Source organism: Pseudomonas sp. JV449 (genome assembly GCF_032424295.1).
Classification (GTDB): Bacteria; Pseudomonadota; Gammaproteobacteria; order Pseudomonadales; family Pseudomonadaceae; genus Aquipseudomonas; species Aquipseudomonas marginalis.
Genome location: NZ_VYKD01000001.1, coordinates 35,150 through 54,054 on the forward strand (window position 1 = coordinate 35,150; position 18,905 = coordinate 54,054).

13 protein-coding genes are annotated in these 18,905 nt (G+C 65.1%); 3 read left to right on the forward strand and 10 right to left on the reverse strand.

The features are described 5' to 3' along the window. The first annotated feature begins 105 nt into the window (after window positions 1-105). The 3 genes from F6S08_RS00195 to F6S08_RS00205 all read left to right on the forward strand — a co-directional run bounded on the left by F6S08_RS00195 (window position 106) and on the right by F6S08_RS00205 (window position 4,588). Window positions 106-1,026 (forward strand): hydrogen peroxide-inducible genes activator, encoded by a 921-nt coding sequence (locus F6S08_RS00195; protein WP_015886540.1) that lies wholly within the window; start codon window positions 106-108, stop codon window positions 1,024-1,026. Window positions 1,027-1,034: 8 nt separating this feature from the next. Continuing rightward, window positions 1,035-3,110 (forward strand): ATP-dependent DNA helicase RecG, encoded by a 2,076-nt coding sequence (gene recG, locus F6S08_RS00200; protein WP_065926719.1) that lies wholly within the window; start codon window positions 1,035-1,037, stop codon window positions 3,108-3,110. Window positions 3,111-3,187: 77 nt separating this feature from the next. Continuing rightward, window positions 3,188-4,588, forward strand: coding sequence for an aminoacyl-tRNA deacylase and HDOD domain-containing protein (locus F6S08_RS00205; RefSeq protein ID WP_065926720.1), 1,401 nt, complete (start codon window positions 3,188-3,190; stop codon window positions 4,586-4,588). Window positions 4,589-4,637: 49 nt separating this feature from the next. Here F6S08_RS00205 and F6S08_RS00210 read toward each other — a convergent pair whose 3' ends face one another. From F6S08_RS00210 to F6S08_RS00255, 10 genes are all read right to left on the reverse strand, one after another. Next, window positions 4,638-5,018, reverse strand: a complete 381-nt coding sequence (locus F6S08_RS00210; RefSeq protein ID WP_065948786.1) for a helicase — start codon at window positions 5,016-5,018, stop codon at window positions 4,638-4,640. Window positions 5,019-5,142: 124 nt separating this feature from the next. Beyond that, the gene (gene tagQ, locus F6S08_RS00215; protein ID WP_027608277.1) at window positions 5,143-6,069 is read right to left on the reverse strand and encodes a type VI secretion system-associated lipoprotein TagQ; all 927 of its coding nucleotides are present in this window, start codon (window positions 6,067-6,069) and stop codon (window positions 5,143-5,145) included. Between the two features lie 84 nt (window positions 6,070-6,153). Continuing rightward, window positions 6,154-7,812: a formylglycine-generating enzyme family protein gene (locus F6S08_RS00220; RefSeq protein ID WP_242001056.1), complete on the reverse strand. Its 1,659-nt coding sequence runs from the start codon at window positions 7,810-7,812 to the stop codon at window positions 6,154-6,156. 43 nt (window positions 7,813-7,855) lie between these two features. Further along, window positions 7,856-9,040 (reverse strand): FtsX-like permease family protein, encoded by a 1,185-nt coding sequence (locus F6S08_RS00225; RefSeq protein WP_065926722.1) that lies wholly within the window; start codon window positions 9,038-9,040, stop codon window positions 7,856-7,858. Further along, window positions 9,040-9,744, reverse strand: a complete 705-nt coding sequence (locus F6S08_RS00230) for an ABC transporter ATP-binding protein (RefSeq protein WP_074847988.1) — start codon at window positions 9,742-9,744, stop codon at window positions 9,040-9,042. Before F6S08_RS00230 ends, F6S08_RS00225 begins: the two co-directional genes overlap by 1 nt. Beyond that, entirely contained in the window at window positions 9,744-12,752 is a 3,009-nt protein-coding gene (locus tag F6S08_RS00235; RefSeq protein ID WP_315871137.1) for a serine/threonine-protein kinase, read from the reverse strand. Before F6S08_RS00235 ends, F6S08_RS00230 begins: the two co-directional genes overlap by 1 nt. Next, entirely contained in the window at window positions 12,749-13,468 is a 720-nt protein-coding gene (locus tag F6S08_RS00240) for a PP2C family protein-serine/threonine phosphatase (RefSeq protein ID WP_027608272.1), read from the reverse strand. Before F6S08_RS00240 ends, F6S08_RS00235 begins: the two co-directional genes overlap by 4 nt. After that, window positions 13,469-14,122, reverse strand: a complete 654-nt coding sequence (gene tagF / locus F6S08_RS00245) for a type VI secretion system-associated protein TagF (RefSeq protein ID WP_065926726.1) — start codon at window positions 14,120-14,122, stop codon at window positions 13,469-13,471. It abuts the gene before it with no gap. Then, the gene (tssM, locus tag F6S08_RS00250) at window positions 14,119-17,619 is read right to left on the reverse strand and encodes a type VI secretion system membrane subunit TssM (RefSeq protein WP_065926727.1); all 3,501 of its coding nucleotides are present in this window, start codon (window positions 17,617-17,619) and stop codon (window positions 14,119-14,121) included. The genes tagF and tssM overlap by 4 nt, the downstream gene beginning before the upstream one ends. Next, window positions 17,616-18,905 (reverse strand): DotU family type VI secretion system protein, encoded by a 1,290-nt coding sequence (locus F6S08_RS00255; RefSeq protein ID WP_027608269.1) that lies wholly within the window; start codon window positions 18,903-18,905, stop codon window positions 17,616-17,618. The genes tssM and F6S08_RS00255 overlap by 4 nt, the downstream gene beginning before the upstream one ends.

Below are 18,905 nucleotides of genomic sequence, written 5' to 3' on the forward strand. Positions count from 1 at the left end.
GCAAAATCCCGCGCATTCCCCCCTCAATCCCCAGCAAAGTTCTGATAACGTGCGTCTATCGATTGCAGCCGGTATGCTTGGCCCGCAACCTCATGGACGCCCGCTATGACTCTTACAGAATTACGCTACATCGTCACCCTCGCCCAAGAGCAACACTTTGGCCACGCGGCCGAGCGTTGCCACGTCAGCCAGCCGACGCTGTCGGTGGGCGTGAAGAAGCTTGAAGACGAACTCGGTGTGCTGATTTTCGAGCGCAGCAAAAGCGCCGTGCGCCTCACCCCGGTGGGCGAAGGCATCGTGGCCCAGGCCCAGAAGGTGCTGGAACAGGCGCAAAGCATTCGCGAACTGGCCCAGGCCGGCAAGAACCAGCTGACCGCACCGCTGAAAGTCGGCGCCATCTATACCGTCGGCCCGTACCTGTTCCCGCACCTGATCCCGCAACTGCACCGCGTCGCGCCGCAGATGCCGCTGTATATCGAAGAAAACTTTACCCACGTGCTGCGCGACAAACTGCGCAACGGCGAGCTGGACGCGATCATCATCGCGCTGCCGTTCAACGAAGCGGATGTGTTGACCCTGCCGCTCTACGACGAGCCGTTCTACGTGCTGATGCCCGCCTCCCATCCGTGGACGCAAAAAGACACCATCGACGCCGGCCTGCTCAACGACAAGAGCCTGCTGCTGCTCGGCGAAGGCCACTGCTTCCGCGACCAGGTGCTGGAAGCCTGCCCGACCCTGACCAAAGGCAACGACGGCGCCAAGCACACCACTGTGGAATCCAGCTCCCTGGAAACCATCCGGCATATGGTCGCGTCCGGCCTGGGCATCTCGATCCTGCCGCTGTCGGCAGTGGACAGCCATCACTACGCCCCCGGCGTGATCGAAGTGCGCCCACTCACGCCACCGGTGCCGTTCCGTACCGTGGCGATTGCCTGGCGCGCCAGCTTCCCACGGCCCAAAGCCATTGAGATCCTCGCCGATTCGATCCGCCTGTGTTCGGTGGCCAAGCCGCCTGCTGCGAGCTAAGTAAACGTATGACTGAGCTGTCGCAGGTGTCGGTGACGGCACTCAAGGGTGTCGGCGAGGCCATGGCCGAGAAGCTGGCCAAGGTCGGCCTGGAAAACCTCCAGGACGTGCTGTTCCACCTGCCCCTGCGCTATCAGGATCGCACTCGCGTGGTGCCCATCGGCCAACTGCGTCCTGGGCAGGATGCGGTGGTCGAAGGCACCGTCAGCGGTGCCGACGTGGTGATGGGCAAGCGCCGCAGTCTGGTGGTGCGCCTGCAGGATGGCACCGGCGGCCTGAGCCTGCGCTTCTACCATTTCAGTAACGCACAGAAAGAAGGCCTCAAGCGCGGCACCCGCGTGCGCTGCTACGGCGAAGCGCGCCCCGGCGCCTCCGGCCTGGAGATCTACCACCCGGAATACCGCGCCATTACCGGTGACGAACCGCCGCCGGTGGACACCACCCTCACGCCGATCTACCCGCTCACCGAAGGCCTGACCCAACAGCGCCTGCGCCAATTGTGCATGCAGACCCTGAGCATGCTTGGCCCGCAGAGCCTGCCCGACTGGCTGCCCCTGGAACTGGCCCGCGACTACCAACTGGCGCCACTGGCCGATGCGATCCGCTACCTGCATCACCCCCCTGCGGACGCCGATGTCGACGAACTGGCCCTCGGTCATCACTGGGCCCAGCACCGCCTGGCGTTCGAAGAACTGCTGACTCACCAACTGTCCCAGCAACGCCTGCGCGAAAGCATGCGCTCCCTGCGTGCGCCGGCCATGCCCAAGGCCACGCGCTTGCCTGCGCAATACCTGGCCAACCTCGGCTTTGCGCCGACCGGCGCCCAGCAGCGCGTGGGCAATGAAATCGCCTACGACCTCAGCCAGCACGAGCCGATGCTGCGCCTGATTCAGGGCGACGTGGGCGCGGGCAAGACCGTGGTCGCCGCCCTCGCCGCCCTGCAAGCCCTGGAAGCCGGTTACCAGGTGGCGCTGATGGCGCCCACCGAGATCCTCGCCGAGCAGCACTTCATCACGTTCAAGCGCTGGCTCGAGCCCCTGGGCCTGGAAGTCGCGTGGCTGGCCGGCAAGCTCAAGGGCAAGACGCGCGCGGCCGCGCTGGAACAGATCGCCGGCGGTGCACCGATGGTGGTGGGTACCCATGCGCTGTTCCAGGACGAAGTGCAGTTCAAGAACCTGGCCCTGGTGATCATCGACGAACAGCACCGCTTCGGCGTGCAACAGCGCCTGGCCCTGCGCCAGAAAGGCGTGGGCGGGCGCATGAACCCGCACCAGTTGATCATGACCGCCACCCCGATCCCGCGCACCCTGGCCATGAGCGCCTACGCCGACCTCGACACTTCGATCCTCGACGAACTGCCCCCCGGCCGCACACCGGTCAACACCGTGCTGGTCACCGACACCCGGCGCGTCGAAGTGATCGAACGTGTGCGCGGCGCCTGTGCCGAAGGCCGCCAGGCGTACTGGGTGTGCACACTGATCGAAGAGTCCGAGGAGCTGACCTGCCAGGCCGCCGAGACCACCTATGAAGACCTCACCAGCGCCCTGGGCGAACTCAAGGTCGGGCTGATCCATGGGCGCATGAAGCCCGCGGAAAAGGCCGCGGTGATGGCTGAATTCAAGGCCGGTAACCTGCAGCTGCTGGTCGCTACCACCGTGATTGAAGTGGGCGTGGACGTGCCCAACGCCAGCCTGATGATCATCGAAAACCCCGAACGCCTGGGCCTGGCGCAACTGCACCAATTGCGCGGCCGTGTGGGCCGAGGCAGCGCCGCCAGTCACTGTGTGCTGCTTTACCACCCTCCGTTGTCGCAGATCGGCCGCCAGCGCCTGGGCATCATGCGCGAGACCAACGACGGTTTTGTCATCGCCGAGAAAGACCTCGAACTGCGCGGCCCCGGCGAAATGCTCGGCACCCGCCAGACCGGCCTGCTGCAGTTCAAGGTCGCCGACCTGATGCGCGACGCCGACCTGTTGCCTGCCGTACGCGATGCAGCGCAGGCGTTGCTGGAGCGCTGGCCGGATCACGTCAGCCCGCTGCTGGATCGCTGGCTGCGCCATGGGCAGCAATACGGCCAAGTGTGACGCCTGACGCACTTATCCGACCTACAGGTGTATCAAGCTGGTTATACTTCGGTGACTGTAAGAAATTGGATCAGGCCATGTCAGAAGTTGCCCACGCCACAGCCCCACTGACCGCCCCACCGGTCATTCGGGCTTTGCTCGCAAAACTCGCCATCAGCTACACGGAAGTCACCGAACATCCGGGCCTGAATCCTGCGCAAAAAGTCCAGGCCGTCTTGCTGGAAGACGCGGTGGGCGCCCTGATGGTGCTGTTCCCGCAGAACCAGCTGCTGGACCTCAACCGCCTCACCGAACTCACGGGTCGCCGCCTTACGGCCGTGTCGCCGGACCGCGTCGCGCGCATGCTGGGCAAGCACGACCTGAGCCTGCTGCCGGGCCTGCCGGCACTCACCAGTTCGCCGTGCCTGTACGAAGGCAGCCTGCTCGACGAGCCGAGCCTGCTAGTGCATTCGGGCGAAGCCGGGCTGCTGCTGGAAATCGCCAGCGACGCGTTCAAGACCATGCTCACCAAGGCCAGCGCGGCCCAGTTCGGTGAACCGCTGAGCAACATCCGCCCGAACCTCGACCGCCCCAATGATGACCGTGAGGAAATCACCCAGGCGATGCAGGCGTTTACCGCCCGTCGCATCCAGCAACGCCTGGAAGCGACCATCGAGATTCCACCGCTGGCCGACACCGCCCAGAAGATCATCAAGCTGCGCGTCGACCCCAATGCCACCATCGACGACATCACCGGCGTGGTCGAAACCGACCCGGCCCTGGCCGCCCAAGTGGTGAGCTGGGCCGCATCGCCGTACTACGCATCGCCGGGCAAGATCCGCTCGGTGGAAGACGCCATCGTGCGCGTGCTGGGTTTTGATCTGGTGATCAACCTCGCCTTGGGCCTGGCCCTGGGCAAGACCTTGAGCCTGCCCAAGGACCATCCGCACCAGGCCACACCGTACTGGCACCAGTCCATCTACACCGCCGCCGTGATCGAAGGCCTGACCCGCGCCATGCCCCGTGCTCAGCGCCCGGAAGCCGGCCTGACCTACCTCGCCGGCCTGCTGCACAACTTCGGCTACCTGTTGCTGGCCCATGTGTTCCCGCCGCACTTCTCGCTGATCTGCCGCCACCTGGAGGTCAACCCGCACCTGTGCCACAGCTATGTGGAGCAACACCTGCTGGGCATCAGCCGCGAGCAGATCGGCGCCTGGCTGATGCGCTACTGGGACATGCCGGACGAGCTGTCCACTGCCCTGCGCTTCCAGCACGACCCGACCTACGATGGGCAATACGCCGAATACCCGAACCTGGTGTGCCTGGCCGTGCGCCTGCTGCGCAGCCGGGGGATTGGGTCCGGGCCGGACGAGACCATCCCGGACGAACTGCTTGAGCGTTTGGGCTTGAGCCGTGACAAAGCGGATGAAGTCGTGGCCAAGGTGCTGGATGCCGAGGTGCTGCTGCGCGAATTGGCCTCGCAGTTCAGCCAGGCTTAACAGCAGCTGCAAGCTTCAAGTAGTCAGCTTCAAGCTTGCAGCTTGTGGCTCATCGCTTGGAGCTGCGCTTACGCCCCAAATACTTGGTCAACCCCTGGAACCAGATCACCAGCGCCGGGTTGCCCTTGATCTGGATCGACTTGTCCTGAATCCCCGTCATGAACGCCAGTTGCTTGTTCTTCGCCTGCATCGTGGCGAAGCCGTAGGCGGCATCCTTGAACGCGATGGCGAACGCCGGCGCCGGGTGAACGCCCGAGCGGCTGGTGATGCGTTGGTCTTTGACGATGAAGTGACGGGCAACCTTGCCGTCGAGGGTCTGCAACTGGAACGCGAGGTCTTTGTCACCCAGCTGTTGCTGGAAGGCAGGATTGGTGCGGCTGGCTTTGCCCATCATCAGGCCCAGCACCCACAGGAGAAGACGAAATTTCATGCACACGGCCTCGGTGTAATTATTGAGTGGCCGCAGCAGTTTAACCAATTGCAAAAAGAACGCTACCGATCTTGCGCATTAGCGGAAGATCGGCTGGCGTTTGACGCTTATAGCAGCATGTTACTTAAACGTTAGGGCAAGGCACCGGTGCCCAGTCGACCAGGTTAGGATCGCGGCAAGTGCCTTCGATCTGCGCTTTACCGGCGCTGGCGACCTTCTTGCTTTCATCCTGCTTGGTCTGGGCGGTCTGGAAGGTTTTCTCGGTGCTCACGGCTTCTGTTGGTACGGTTGGAAGCGGTGGCTTTTTCGGTGGCTTGGTGCCGGTACCTTTCTTCTTGCCCGGCGTCACAACGGGCGTTACATCGGCCTTGGCCACGGTGACCACGTCGGCACGCTGTACGCCGACCTGCTGCAGGTCTTTCTCGTAGGCCTGGGTGTAGTTGTTCAGGTCTTCGGCGGCTTTGCCGTTGACCGCCACGATCAGGTCATTGGATTCCTTCAGGCCCGAAACGATTTCCGCCAGGCGCTTGCGGCCTTCGGTGTCGTTGACGGTCTTGGCTTTGCGATCAGCCACCAACTTGGTGAATGCGCTCTGGTAGCACTGCTGGGACGCCCTGGCGTACGCGGTGCTGCGGTCGATGTCGGAGGCGCTTTTGTTCACGTCAGCCGCATACGAGGCAATGCGCTGGTTGTCGTCGGCGATCTGCTTCTGACGCTCGGTGTAGTAACCCGCTGCGCCGCCGGCCAGGGCCCCGCCCGCTGCGCCGATGGCGGCGTTACGGCCACGTTTTTCCTTGTCGCCGGTCAGGGCGCCGAGCAGGGCACCGCCGGCCGCGCCGATGGCCGCACCGGTCACCACCGACTTGGTCATGTTCGAATCGGTGGCGCGCAAGTGCTGCACCGGCTCGTAGCAGTTAGGGTAGTACTCGACCTTGGTGCTCGACGCGACCTTGGAGGCCGGCGACGTGGCGCAGCCGGTCAGCACAGTGCTGAAACCGGCCGCGATCAGCAGCAAGTGACGCTTGGAAACCGCCTTACGGGAAAAAAGCATAGGTTGTGTTCTCTTCTAAGTTTGACTTGCCCAGTGCGGCCACTGCCGCCTGAGTCCCTTCCAAGCTCGCCATACAGCCAGCGATCAGCGCTGACCGCTCGCTGCGAGCAATTCCTTCAAGATCGTCGCCGGGTCGGCCCGCTGTTGCTTGCGGTAGTTGCCGACATGGCGAACGAACAGTGTTGCGCGCGTCACCAGGCTCTTGCCGAGCACGGGCTTGCGATCCAACTCTTCCTTGATCCGTTGAAACTGCGCCTGGATCACCGCATCGGTGTAACGCGTGCCGGTGGCCAGGTTGTCGATATAGATCGCCACCGCGCCATCGAGGGCGCTGCGTCCGTTCTCGATGGCCGTGGCAAACAGTGCCGCGCTGGCCTCTTCCTTGTTGTCCAGGGCCTGCTGGCGACTCTTCTGCAGGTTGGCCAGGCGGATGTTGTAGTTGCTGATGGTCTCGGCCACCAACGCGGCCGACTGAATCAGGTTGCCCGCCGCTTCTTCGCGTTGCTGGGCGATCAGCGAGACATTGCGCTTGAGCTCTTCGTTGACCAGCCCCAACTCAGCCTGCAGCTTGGGGTCAACGCTGGCGGCGATGATGCTGTCCAGGCGCTTGGTCGGGTCCTGGGCGTCGTCGATGGCGTCGGTCAGCGAGGCCAGGCGGCCTTCTTTCTGCCACTGCGCAAACAACTCCTTGTAACGCGAGCGCGGCGCCGACAACGCCCCGATTGCCACGCGGAATCCCGTGGTCTCGTTGCTTTGCTCGGTGCCGTCGGCGGCGAACAGCGGGTATTCGCGGCGCATGCCGGTAAACAGCGTGCCCTCGCCTTCGAGGTAGTTGCCGCCCTTGACCACAAAGCCGCCGTAGGTGCCCTGGCGACGACCGGCGTGCACCAGCTGGAAGGACTCCTGGACCATTTCCGCGGCGTTGCCGATCACGTCGAACATGCCGATGGGGTTGGGCAGCTTGGTACCGATAGGCATCAAGCGTGCGGCCTGGCCAGTACCGCCGGCGACCTGGTTGAACACCGCGTAATCACCCAGCGGGCCATCGCTTTCACTGCCTTCGGTGCGGCGTGGAAACAGGCGCCCTTCCAAGTCCTGGCGACTCACAGCCTGGCCACCGCGTGCGGCGAACTCCCACTCCACTTCAGTGGGCAGGCGCACGAAACCCAGGCCGCCGTCTTCCGCCGACGACCCACGACCGCTCACCGGCAGCAAATCGCGGTGGTATTTCATCAGCCAGGCGCTGTACACCGCCGAGAAGCGCTCAGCCTCAAAGCGCGACAGCTTCACCTTGGGCAAACGCCCGGCCATGCCGGTGGGCGCATCGCACGCCGGTGCCGGTTCGCCACTGGCCAGGGATTGCGCCTGGGCCATCACCTGGGCGTACTGGCGGGCGGTCACTTCGTACTTGCCGATGAAGTACAGCATGGGCTTGAGCGGGGTCTTGGCGTCGGTCTTCGGCATCAACGGCGCGATGACTTTGCTCCAGTCTTTCGGCAAGTCCTTGAGGGTAAACTGGCCGTTGATAAAGTCGCGGCGGTAGCCGGAGATAAATGACTGCTGGTAACCCGCCTCGCCTTCGGCGAAGGGGTAGCCGAGACTGATCTCGCGGTCATCCAAGGTCCCTTGGGCCAGCACATAGGCGTAGCGGAACACCATAGTGCCTTCGCACGGCAGCGGGAGGCTGACGTCGTCGGGCAACGGCTTGGGGTTGTCGAGCTTGTCGCTCGCTTCATCGGCCATGGCCAGCGAGGCCAGGCTCAGCGCCACAACGGCGCCCAGTAACTTATACATCTCTGATTCCTTCAGAAGCCTGGATACGCGCCACTCGCCAACCACCACAGGCTGCCGCCACGGCGCTGACGCCAAGGACTGCAACCAGGGCCAGGCCATAGTGACGCGCCAGCAGGTGGCTGGCGTGTTCGCCCGGCACCTGCACGAATAACTTGTTCAACGCGGCCTCGGCCAGGCCATACAGCCCAACGCTGAGTAAAGCGGCAAACCCTGCGCTGTACAGCGCCTGCAGCACCACAAACAGCAACAGCGCGCCGGTGGAAAACCCCAACAGACGCAACACCGACAATTCCCGGCGCTTGCGTGCCACAGCGGCCAACGCCCCGGCGAAGATCGCCGCAAACGCGCCCGCCAAGGCCAGCCCGGCGATGATCCAGAAGACGATCGACAGGTTGCGGCTCAGCGACTGCACCTGGGCGATCGTCTGTGCCTGGGTCGATACCAACAGATTCTGCCCGGCGAAAAATACCCGCAGCGGCTCCACATCGGCCAGGCTGCGCGCATACAAGCGAAACGCCGGATACACCCGCTGCTCGCTCACACCCACCTCGTCACCGGCCCAACCCAACGCCGGTACCGCACGGCCATCGCGGTAATCTTCCGCCGCTTCCAGCAATCTCAAATCGGCAAACAACCCATCCCGGGCGAAGGCTTCCAGCGGCAGCACCGCCAGTACCTGCAAGCGCGTGCGCTGGGCTTCTACACGCCCCGCCACTTGCCGCGCAAAGCTGGTCTCCAGCCAATCCCCAGGCCGCGCCGCAAGCTTCTCGGCAGCGGTGTGGCTCAGCACGATCCGGTCCAGGCCCCTGGGCATCGGCAGGCCGTTCAGCAGCGGATCACCCGCAGCGGTCGGCAGCATTTCCAGGGTCAGCGTGCCCACCTGCGCCGTCGCCGCAATCTGCCGCGTGCGCGGTAAGGCGAACGCCACATCGCTGCGCTGGCCGAGCTGTTCGACAAATGCGCTGCTGAATCGACCACCGCCCAGCGGAATAATTTCACGGGTGGCCGGATCGGTCTCCAAACGTTCGGTCAAACTGCTAACCAGTCCAAATTTCAGGCCGAACAACACCAGCAACGGCGCAATCACCGCCACCAGCGCCAACACCGAACAGGCCGACAGCCAGGCATCGTTGCGGTAATCCTGAAAGGCCAGGGACGCCACCAAAGGGATGCGCATCAGCACGCCTCCCCAAGGGTCGCGGTGACGCCGCCATCGGTATCGCGACGGCAACTGATGCGCCGCACCTGCAAGCCACTGGCACGGGCCAAGGGTTCGTCATGGGTGGCGATCACACAGGCGGCGCGGTGCTCGCGGGCCTGGGCCAGCAGGGCCTGCATTACGCGCTCGGCATTCAGCGGGTCAAGGGACGCCGTCGGTTCATCGGCCAGCACCAGTTGCGGTGCATGGGCCAGGGCGCGGGCGCAGCTCACACGCTGGCGCTGGCCCACCGACAACGCAGCCGGCTTCTTGGCCAACTGGTCGCTGATCTCCAGCTGTTCCGCCAGGCGCGTCACGCTGCCATCGTCTTTCAACCCCAGCAGTTGCCGGGACAGCGCGATATTGCTGCGCACATCCAGAAAGCCCAGCAGCCCGCCGGTTTGCAGCACATAGCCCAAATGCTGGCTGCGCAGCCCGGCCAGGGTGGATTGCTGATCGGCGCGCCACAGTCCACCAATGTCCTGCCGGTTGAATTCGAACCGGCCCACCTGATCCGGCGCCAGTACCAGCGCCAACAGATCCAGCAAGGTGCTCTTGCCGCACCCGCTCGGCCCGACAATTGCCAATTGCTCGCCGGCACGCAGGTGCAGCGCCGGGATCACCAGGCTGTAACGCTGGCTGCCGACACCCCGGCTTTTGTGCACCGCGCTCAAGTTCAGCATTACGGCAGTGTCGACAACGGCACGCGGTACAACGCATCACCCGGTTCGGCATCGCCGAAACGGACCCAGTTGGCCAGGTCATTGTGGAAGGTTTCGTAGAGGCGGATTTTCGAATCCAGCTCGTCGATAAAGTCTTCCTGCTCGGCCACGCTCAACGACAACCACAGGTCCTGGGTCATGTTCAGCGACTTGCTGCGGTACGGCAGGCCTTCCAGGTATTCGCCGAGAATGCCGCCGTCGGCCAGGTTGCCGCCCTTGCGCAGGGCTTGGGGGTCGCGGCTCATATAGGCCGAGGCGCTGGCGATTTCCTGGAAGAAATCCTTGGGCGAGGTCTGGGTCTTGCGCGCCGCATCGACGATCAGTTTCAGCGACTGTTGCAGGTCGTTGAGCTGCAATTTGGTCAGCATCACGCACACCTGGAACGCCGGCAGCGCGGGATTGGTCAGGTCGCGGTCGGCGGTCCAGGCACTGACCAGTTGCGGCGCCTGGCTGGCGTTCCGGCGCCCGAGGAAGTCCATGTGCATGGCATAGCCGACCGCGGCGGATTTGTCCGCCAGGCTCGGCGCGGTACTCAGCAGCGGCACCGCTTGCGGCGTATTGCTGCGCACCTGGTGCACGAGGTTGGCGAACACGCTGCCGATCTCGTCGACACGCTCGCCCAGCTTGCGCACATCGCCACCCGGCACCGGCGTGTACAGGTCGCCGATCTGCGGGTTGGCGTCGGCGGTGAGGGTGCGGTATTGGCTCTCGGCGCCGGCGTGGGTTTTCTTGCCGGCGTCGGTGCGCAGGTGCAGCGCGTAGATCTTGATCTGCTTGCCCAGTGCGGCCTGGCGCACTTCGGCTTCGTTCATCTGGGTGGCGGCAAACGGGTCGTTCTTGCGCAGCGCGCCCGCATCGGTGACAAGCAGGATGATACGACCGCCGTAGCCGGACCAGTCCATGCCGTCCACGGCCTGCATCACCCCGGCAAACGCGTCCTCGTTGAAGGAGTGGCTGGACACGGTGGACGCCTTGACCTGGCGCGCCATGTCGAGGAAGCGTTGCGGGTCACGGCCCTGGTCGAGGCTGATCAGGGTCTTGGCCACGTATTCCAGGCCTGGGGTTTTCTTGATGCTGCTCCGGAAACCGACCATGCCGAAGCTGACACTGTCCAGCTCGCCACGCTCGGCGATACGGGTTTGCAGCTCGTGCACCACATCGCGGATCTGGTCGATGTAGGGCTGCATGGAAACCGTGGTATCCACCACCAGCACCACGGCAGTGCGGAAGGCGTCGGCATTGGCGTTGATCACCGGGGTCGATGGTTTGGCCGCAGCGTTGCTGCCCGGGTCGATGGAGGCAACGTTAAGCAACTGCACCGGCTGGCCGTTTTCGTCGAAGCTCTCCTTGGCGTCGAAGATCGGCAACAGGTAGAACTGGTTCTGCGGCACCGCGCTGGCGGCCGGCTCCAGGGCCAGGACCTGGCCGTTGTCGTCGCTGTTCTTCTGCGCCTTGGCCAGCACGCCTTTGGCGGCGGCTGGATCGGCGAGCAACTTTTCCACTTCGCCGGATTGGCGCAGGAACATCACCGGCGCCCGGCCGGAGCGTTCGGTGAACTTGAGCACGAGGCTTTGCTTCCAGTCGCTGACCTGGGCGGCCGGCAACCAGCCGTCGCTGCGGCCATCGGTGGCGGCACCGACGCGCACCCACGGGCTGCCGTCGACGTCTTTGCGCTGGTACACATAAAGCACGGAGAACGCCGGCAGGGCCTTGCCCGGCGCGCCGCCGGCGTCATCCGACAGCTTGGCGCCGGGCTTGCTGAGGACGCGCTGGAACAGGGTCTTCTTGCCGGCCATCAATAACGGCCGTTGGCCGCCGTCCACTTCGGCGGACGCAGTGGGCGTTGCCGGGGGCACGTCGGCGACCGCCGCCGGTGACTTGGCCTGAGGCACGACGGCAGCCGGCGGCTTGGCCGGCTCATCACTGCCGCTCAACCACCAGTAACTGCCGCCACCAATGGCCAATGCGACGGCCACCGCCACGGCGGCCAGTGCCAGCACCGGCCCACGACGCTGCTCGGACACGGCGTTATGCTGGGTCGGCGTCACCACCGGCTGGCGCACCGGTTGCGGCTGGGGTCTGTCGGTCGGGATGTCGATGGTGACCGGGGTCATGCCCGCCAGATCAAAACTCAGCGGGATCGGCAACGGCCGCACCAGCGTGGCCTCCGGCGACTCCGCAGGCAGGTTATCCAGCGCCTGCAGCAACGCCGCCGCATCCGGGAAACGCTCCGCCGGGTCCTTGGCCAACAGCTTGCGCAGCACGCCCTGATACCGGCCGTGGTGCACCGGCAATTCCGGCAAGGGTTCGGTCAGGTGCGCCAGCGCGGTGGACAGCGCATCGTTGCCGTTGTACGGCAGCTTGCCGACGAGGATTTCATACAGCACCACGCCCAGCGCGTAGAGGTCGGCACGGCCATCGATCTCCTGGCCCCGAGCCTGCTCCGGGCTCATGTAGCTTGGCGTGCCCACGGCAAACCCGGCCTGGGTGAATTGGGTGCGGTCGTCCAGGGACTTGGCGATACCGAAGTCCGACAGCACCGCCGTGCCATCGGCGCGGAACAGGATGTTTGCCGGCTTTACGTCGCGGTGCACCAGCCCCTGGGCATGGGCATAGCCCAGCGCCGAGGCGATCTGGCGGATCAGCGTAATGCCCTGCTCCGGCGTCAGGCCGGCGGCGATGCGCTCCTTGAGCGTGCCGTTGGGCAGGTATTCCATGGCCATGTAGTACAGCTCACCGACATTGCCGATGTCATGGATGGTCACCGTGTGCGGGTGGGACAGCCGCGCCAGGGTCTTGCCCTCGCGCAGGAAACGTTCGCAGAAGCTCGGGTCGGCCGCCAGCGCCGCCGCCATCACCTTCAGCGCCACCTTGCGCTCCAGGGAGCGCTGGGTCGCCAGGTACACGCTGGCCATGGCGCCTTCGCCGATCTCGCCGTCGATGTCATAGCCCGGAATCACAATGTTCATGCCGATACCTTCACGACGATGGCGGTGATGTTGTCCGGCGCGCCACGGTTGAGCCCCAGGTGCACCAGGCTGCGCACGATTTCATCCGGCGCGTCGTGGCTGAGCACTTCGCGGATCTCATGGTCTTCGACGGTCTTGTTCAGGCCATCGCTGCACAGCAGGTAGCTGTCGCCGGGGGCGATCAGCAGGTCGACCACCGCCAGTTCCAGCTGGGCTTCCACGCCAATGGCGCGGGTGACGATGTTGGCGCGCGGGTGCACGCGGGCATCGGCTTCGCTGAGCAGGCCGCTGTCCTGCAGGTCCTGGACGTAGCTGTGGTCGCGGGAGATGCCTTCGAGCACGCCGTCGCGCAGGCGGTACAGGCGGCTGTCGCCGGCCCACAGGCACACACCGCGCAAACCGCGCGCGGCGAGCACCACCACCGTGCTGCCCATCATGGTCACACCACGGTTGGCGGTTTCTTCACGCACGGCGGCGTTGATGCGGGTCAGGTCATTGCGCAGGGCTGCCGAGTACTCGTCGAGGGAACGGCCCATCGGCACGCTGCGCAGGCTGTCGACGATCAGGCTGCTGACATAATCCCCCGCCGCGTGCCCGCCCATGCCGTCGGCCACCACCCACAGGCGGTTTTCCGGCAGGTCCAGGCACGCGTCTTCGTTGACCTGGCGAACCATGCCCACATGGCTTTTGCTCGCGGATTTGTACGTCGACCCCATCTACACCACACCTTCTTGTCCGAGCAGAAACTGCGCAAAATCGCCGGCGGCAGGCAGGCCCTGACACCGCAATAAACCAGGGGAAATCGTCTGCGAACCACGCCCCCACCACAGGCTCGCACCGTCGCAGGCCTGTTCGGCGAGCGCGGTCATGCGCTGGTGCGGCACGCTGGCCGCCACGCGCTGCAGGCCGGCGAAACGGCTGTCCACCGCACGCGGCTCGGTCGCCGGTAAGCCCAGGTCATCGAGGCCAGCGTTGAAGCGTTCAAACGTGGCGCCGGCATCCAGGGTGCTGAGCAACAGCTCTTCGGCCTGCTCAAACCAGCTGTCCGGCCCGCCCACCAGGGACGCTGGGTTGATGTCGTGATCGAGCAAGGTGACCACCGCCAACGGGAAATAGCGCCCGACCCGGTCAATGCTCGGCATCACCACGCCCGCCGCCGCGTCCGGCCCGCACACGCCGGGCGCCAGCACAAAGCGCCATAGAGGGCTGACCAGGTACGCATTGAGCCAGTCGGCGCCGAGGCTGTTCTGGCTGGCGAGCAACCCCGCCGCCAGCCAGCTGTCCCAAGGGCCGATAAAGCTCTGGGGCAAGGCACGGCTGACGAAGTCTCCGCGACTGGCCAGCTTGCCGTAGAAACCCAGCGTCGTCATAGCCGCTCCGGCAGGCTGAAGCCACTGAGCACACGGCTCTTGAACGGGTTGAAGGCGCTGTTGGCACGCAACTCGTAGGCGATGCTCGCACCGTCGACCCGCAGGCGCAGGTTGAAGCGGTCCGGCGAGTTGCCGGCGGTGAGGTCCGATTGCTCCAGCAGGCGGAACCAGGCCCACGGCCCGTCGAGGGTCACGCCCGAGCGACCACTGGCCGACGGCGGCATGATCGAGATACGCACCACGCCAATGCTGCCGGGGTTCGGCCATTGCATCGCCACCGGGCGGCTGGGGCCGTGGTCGTAGCTCAATTGCTGGCCGTCGAGGTCGAGCAGGAACTGGGTGATCGTCGGGTCCATCGACACCGGTTTGAGTTCAAAACGCACGATCGGTTGGGTACCACCGGAGCGGAAAAACGCATCGCGGATCGTCGCCGCGCGCTGGAAGGTTTGCAGCACGCCCGGCGCAATCCCGAGTTTCTGTGCCGCGCCCGGCTGCCAGCGCCAGGTCTGTGCCGAGGTGTCCACGTACGGCTGCAGGTATTTGCGGAAGTAGTTGTCCATCACCCCGCCCACGCCGAAGAACTGGCCGAAGTCATCCAGGGTCGCATCCCGCGCACTGCCCGGCGACATCGGGTAACGACCGGCCAGGGACTGGCGGTACACGTTGACCACTTCGCTGACCCACGCCGCGTTCAGTTGGTTACGCACCCCGCCCATCATGCTGTTGGTGGTGGAGTTGACCACCGACTTGACCATGCCCTGCACCAGCGGAGGTTGGCGCTCGGCGTTCAGGCTGACCCGTGTGGCCGCAGCCGCCGCCTGGTTCTTCGCCTCGCCAAGCAAGGCATCGCCGCTGGCCCCGACCATGGCGCTGACCTGCACATACAGCGCGTTCATGTCCGACAACAGGCCGTCGATGGCCGCCGGTTCGCCTTCGTTCTTGCTGACGATACTGTTGAGTTCGGCAAAGTGCGCGGTCACCGGATCATCCGCTGCAGCCGGCGCATTGGCCGTCGGTTGCTCCTGGCCGAGCAGGCTGCCGAGGCGCTCCTTGAGCTTGTCGACGCCACCTTCCACCGGCACGCCTTTGGCGGCCAATTGGCGCTCTTCGGCTTGCAGATCGGTTTCCTTGGCCACTGCCACCAGCAGTTTTTTCAGCGGCGAACTCGGGCCGGAAATCACCCGCAGCACATCGGCTGCCTGGGCCACGCTGGTGATGGGCACAAAGTCGATATCGGCGAGCAACGCATCCCATTGGCGCTGATAGTCCTGGAAATACAGGCGACGCACATCGGCGGCCAGGCTGACCACGTTCTGCTGATCGGCCTGCTCATGGCCCAGCACCCATTGCTCTTCAGCCAGGGTGCCGGTCTGGTTCAGGCTGCTGAGCAAAAACGCCTGGCGATAGCCCTTGGCGGTGAAAAAGCCACTCAACGGCTCGCCCAACGGCTTGCCGCTTTTACGGCTGAACACCAGCGCGGCATCGCGGCCAGCGGCTTCGTTGATACGGAAGTCCGGGATACCTTCAGGCAGTTTCTGGCGTTTGACCCGGTCGTAGACGCGCTGGGCCACCGGCAGCTGTTGCAACTGGCGACGCAGATCGTCGATCAAGCGCGGGTCAAGGCGCGCATTCGGCGGATGGCGCTCGAACAGCGCCTGCAAGTGCCCGGTCAACGCCTGGCGCTGATCGGCCGGCAGATCGCGCGGCAGGTTGCGGTCCCAGTCGAGGGCGATCCAGGCCTTGATGAAGTCCGGATCGTAATGCTCGCTGTCGGCGAGCATCAGGTAGGCCTTGAGGCCTTCGTAGAGGAAGTCGGAGTTGCCGCCGCCGTGCAGTTGCTCCTCGATGCGCGTCACCAGGCGCGGCGCGAACACGGCGATCAACAGCTTGCGATAGACGCTGGCGGACTCGGCTTCGAGCATATCGCCCTGATACAGCCCCAGGCCTTCGGACCAGCTCGGCGAATCCCCCGCGAGGTTCTTCACCGCATTGAGCAGCGGCAGCACCGCGAGCACTTCACGCTGCGCCGGGCTGAGGTTCTGGACGGTCTGGCCCAGTGGCGCGACCCTTTGGTCGACCTGGGCGATATACGCCTGGTTGGCGCGATAACTCACCCACCACAGGCTGCTGACCACGATCACCAAGGCCACGGTGGCCGCGAGTACACCGCGTGCGATCCACGTGCGCCGACGCTCGACTTTCGGGTTAACGCCCACCAGTCCTCGTTCGGCAAAGGCCACGGCGGTGAAGAGTTTTTCGATGAAGTAACTGCGCCCGGTGCCGCTCTGGCGCGCCAGGTGCTGGCGGTCCAGGTTCATGCTCTGGGCCATGGCGCCGATCAGGCGATCGATCGGGCTGCCTTCCTGGGTGCCGCTGGTGAAGTACACGCCGCGCAGCAACACGCGCTCTTCAAAGGCATTGGGCTTGAACACGCCTTCGAGGAAGCTTTGCAGGCAGTCCTTCAATGCGCCGAACTGCTGCGGAAAACCGTAGATCAGGTCGCGCCGCGCCGGGTCGCGCTCCTGTTGCAGGCGCTCCACCAGGCGTTCGTTGAGGCGCTGCTCGAGGCCGGCGAATTCGCTTTGCAGGTGCGCCAGGGGGCTGTCGCTGTTCTTGCCGTCGTCCAAGGCAAAGGTCATGCCCCAGACCTGGGCGCGTTCTTCCTTGCTCAGGTTGTCGAAGAACTCCATGAAGCCCGGCACCAGGTCGAGCTTGGTCAGCATCAGGTAGATCGGGAAACGCACGCCCAATTGGGTGTACAGCTCCTGGATACGCAGGCGGATCGCCGCCGCGTGGGCCGCGCGTTCGGCATCGGTGCCCAGCAGCAGGTCCGACAGGCTGATGGCGATAAAGGCGCCATCGATCGGGCGGCGCGAGCGCTGCTTTTTCAGCAGGTCGAGAAAGCCCAGCCAGGCGGCTTTGTCCACCGTGGAATTGCTGTCCTGGGTGGTGTAGCGGCCGGCGGTGTCGAGCAATACCGCCTGGTCGGTAAACCACCAGTCACAGTGACGCGTACCGCCAACACCGCGCACCGCCCCGGCGCCCAACTGGGCCGCCAGCGGAAAGTGCAGCCCGGAGTTGACCAGCGCCGTGGTCTTGCCCGAACCCGGCGGGCCGATGATCACGTACCACGGCAGCTCGTAGAGGTTGCGGCGTTCGTCGCCACCGAGCTTGGCCTTTTTCAGCAGCGCCAGGGCTTCGTCCATGCGCTGGCGCAGGGTGGTGAGCTCTTCGGCGGTCGCCACGCTGTTGGGGTCGGCCGGGGTTTCGGCCGCCAGGCTGCGCATCACTTCGGCCGCTTGGCGCCGCGCCTGGATGATGCGGAACACGCGGTAGGCGATCCACACCGCAAACACCAGGATGATCAGCGCCCAACGGCGCCCTTCCGGCACCAGCACGTCGAGCAACGGCCCCACAAACCAGATGATCAGGCTCAGGGCGATCAGGCCCAGCACGGGGATCACCCAGCGAATCATGAAACTGAAAAACGCCTTCACTCGACGCCCTCCGCCAATACGGTGATTTCAACCCGACGATTGCGGGCACGGCCTTCGGCAGTTGCGTTGGTCGCCAACGGCTCGGTGTCGCTGCGGCCCTCGGCACTGAAGCGATCAGCTTGGCCGGTCTTGGCCGCGAGGATCTCCAATACCGACTTGGCCCGCGCTTCGGACAAGGCCCAGTTGGATGGGAAACGCAGCGTGGCAATCGGGCGGTTGTCGCTGTGCCCGGTGACGCGCACCTGGCCCTTGACCTTGCGGATGGCGTCGGCGATGCGCAGCATCAGCGGCTGGTAGTCATCGACGATGCTGGAACTGGCGGACGCAAACAGCTCATCGCCACGAATGGTGACCACGGAGCGGTCGACCTTGTCTTCCACCGCGACGCGACCGGCCTTGATGTCTTCCGCCAGGAAGCCGGCCAGACGCGGACGCTCGATCACTTTTGGTTGCGCCACGGGACGGTCGATGGCCTGCACCGGGATCTCGCCCAGGGCATGGATGTTCTTGAACACCGGTTCAGCCTGCGCCGCGAGCAGCAGGCGCAAGGTGAACAGCAAGGCCAGCAACAACGCCAGGCCAATCGCCACGGCGATCCACGGCGGCATGAACTGCGCCAGCCGATCACGCGCGACGGTGACGCCGCGCCAATGGGGCGACAGCTCGCGCTCGTGGTCACCGCGAGCACTGCGAATCGCCGCCGCCGTGCGCTCACGCAAGGCTTCCAATTGGCTGCGACCGTCGTTCATCACGCGGTAACGGCCTTCGAACCCCAGGCACATGCACAGGTACAACAGCTCCAGCAGGTACAGGCGCTCCCGTGGACTTTGCAGGCAGTGGTCGAGCAACTGGAAGACTTTTTCGCCCCCCCAGGCTTCGTTGTGCACCGTGATCAACAGGCTCTGCTTGCCCCAATCGCTGGTGCTGCCCCACGGCGTGCTCAACACCGCTTCATCGAGGGCGGTGCACAGCGCGTAGCGCGCCAGCAGCACCTCGTTGCGGGCCACGCCAGCGGCTTCGGCGCGTTCTTCGAACTGGCGCAGGTACGCCAGCAACTGCGCGCGCAGGCTGGCCGGCGCCGGGTGCGCGATGGTGTTGCGCAGGCGCGTCAACAGCGCCAACAGCGGGCCGGCGGCGCTTTCCAGCGGGTTCAGGCCCTGGCTTTTGCCGGTGAGGATCGGCGCGGCCGGCATCGACAGCGGGGCCGGCTCGGCACGCGCGGGTTCCGGCGCGCGGCCACCCGGGCGCGGCATGAACTGGGTGCGGTCGTCATCATTGGGATGCAT

What these genes read in the sequence shown, in the direction of transcription:
- F6S08_RS00240 (WP_027608272.1), bottom strand. Translation starts at nt 13,468, where the DNA reads ATGGGGTCGACGTACAAATCCGCGAGCAAAAGCCATGTGGGCATGGTT.
- F6S08_RS00225 (WP_065926722.1), bottom strand. Translation starts at nt 9,040, where the DNA reads ATGCGCATCCCTTTGGTGGCGTCCCTGGCCTTTCAGGATTACCGCAAC.
- F6S08_RS00205 (WP_065926720.1), top strand. Translation starts at nt 3,188, where the DNA reads ATGTCAGAAGTTGCCCACGCCACAGCCCCACTGACCGCCCCACCGGTC.
- tagF (WP_065926726.1), bottom strand. Translation starts at nt 14,122, where the DNA reads ATGACGACGCTGGGTTTCTACGGCAAGCTGGCCAGTCGCGGAGACTTC.
- tagQ (WP_027608277.1), bottom strand. Translation starts at nt 6,069, where the DNA reads ATGCTTTTTTCCCGTAAGGCGGTTTCCAAGCGTCACTTGCTGCTGATC.
- F6S08_RS00210 (WP_065948786.1), bottom strand. Translation starts at nt 5,018, where the DNA reads ATGAAATTTCGTCTTCTCCTGTGGGTGCTGGGCCTGATGATGGGCAAA.
- F6S08_RS00230 (WP_074847988.1), bottom strand. Translation starts at nt 9,744, where the DNA reads ATGCTGAACTTGAGCGCGGTGCACAAAAGCCGGGGTGTCGGCAGCCAG.
- F6S08_RS00255 (WP_027608269.1), bottom strand. Translation starts at nt 18,905, where the DNA reads ATGCATCCCAATGATGACGACCGCACCCAGTTCATGCCGCGCCCGGGT.
- F6S08_RS00220 (WP_242001056.1), bottom strand. Translation starts at nt 7,812, where the DNA reads ATGGCCGATGAAGCGAGCGACAAGCTCGACAACCCCAAGCCGTTGCCC.
- F6S08_RS00195 (WP_015886540.1), top strand. Translation starts at nt 106, where the DNA reads ATGACTCTTACAGAATTACGCTACATCGTCACCCTCGCCCAAGAGCAA.
- F6S08_RS00235 (WP_315871137.1), bottom strand. Translation starts at nt 12,752, where the DNA reads ATGAACATTGTGATTCCGGGCTATGACATCGACGGCGAGATCGGCGAA.
- recG (WP_065926719.1), top strand. Translation starts at nt 1,035, where the DNA reads ATGACTGAGCTGTCGCAGGTGTCGGTGACGGCACTCAAGGGTGTCGGC.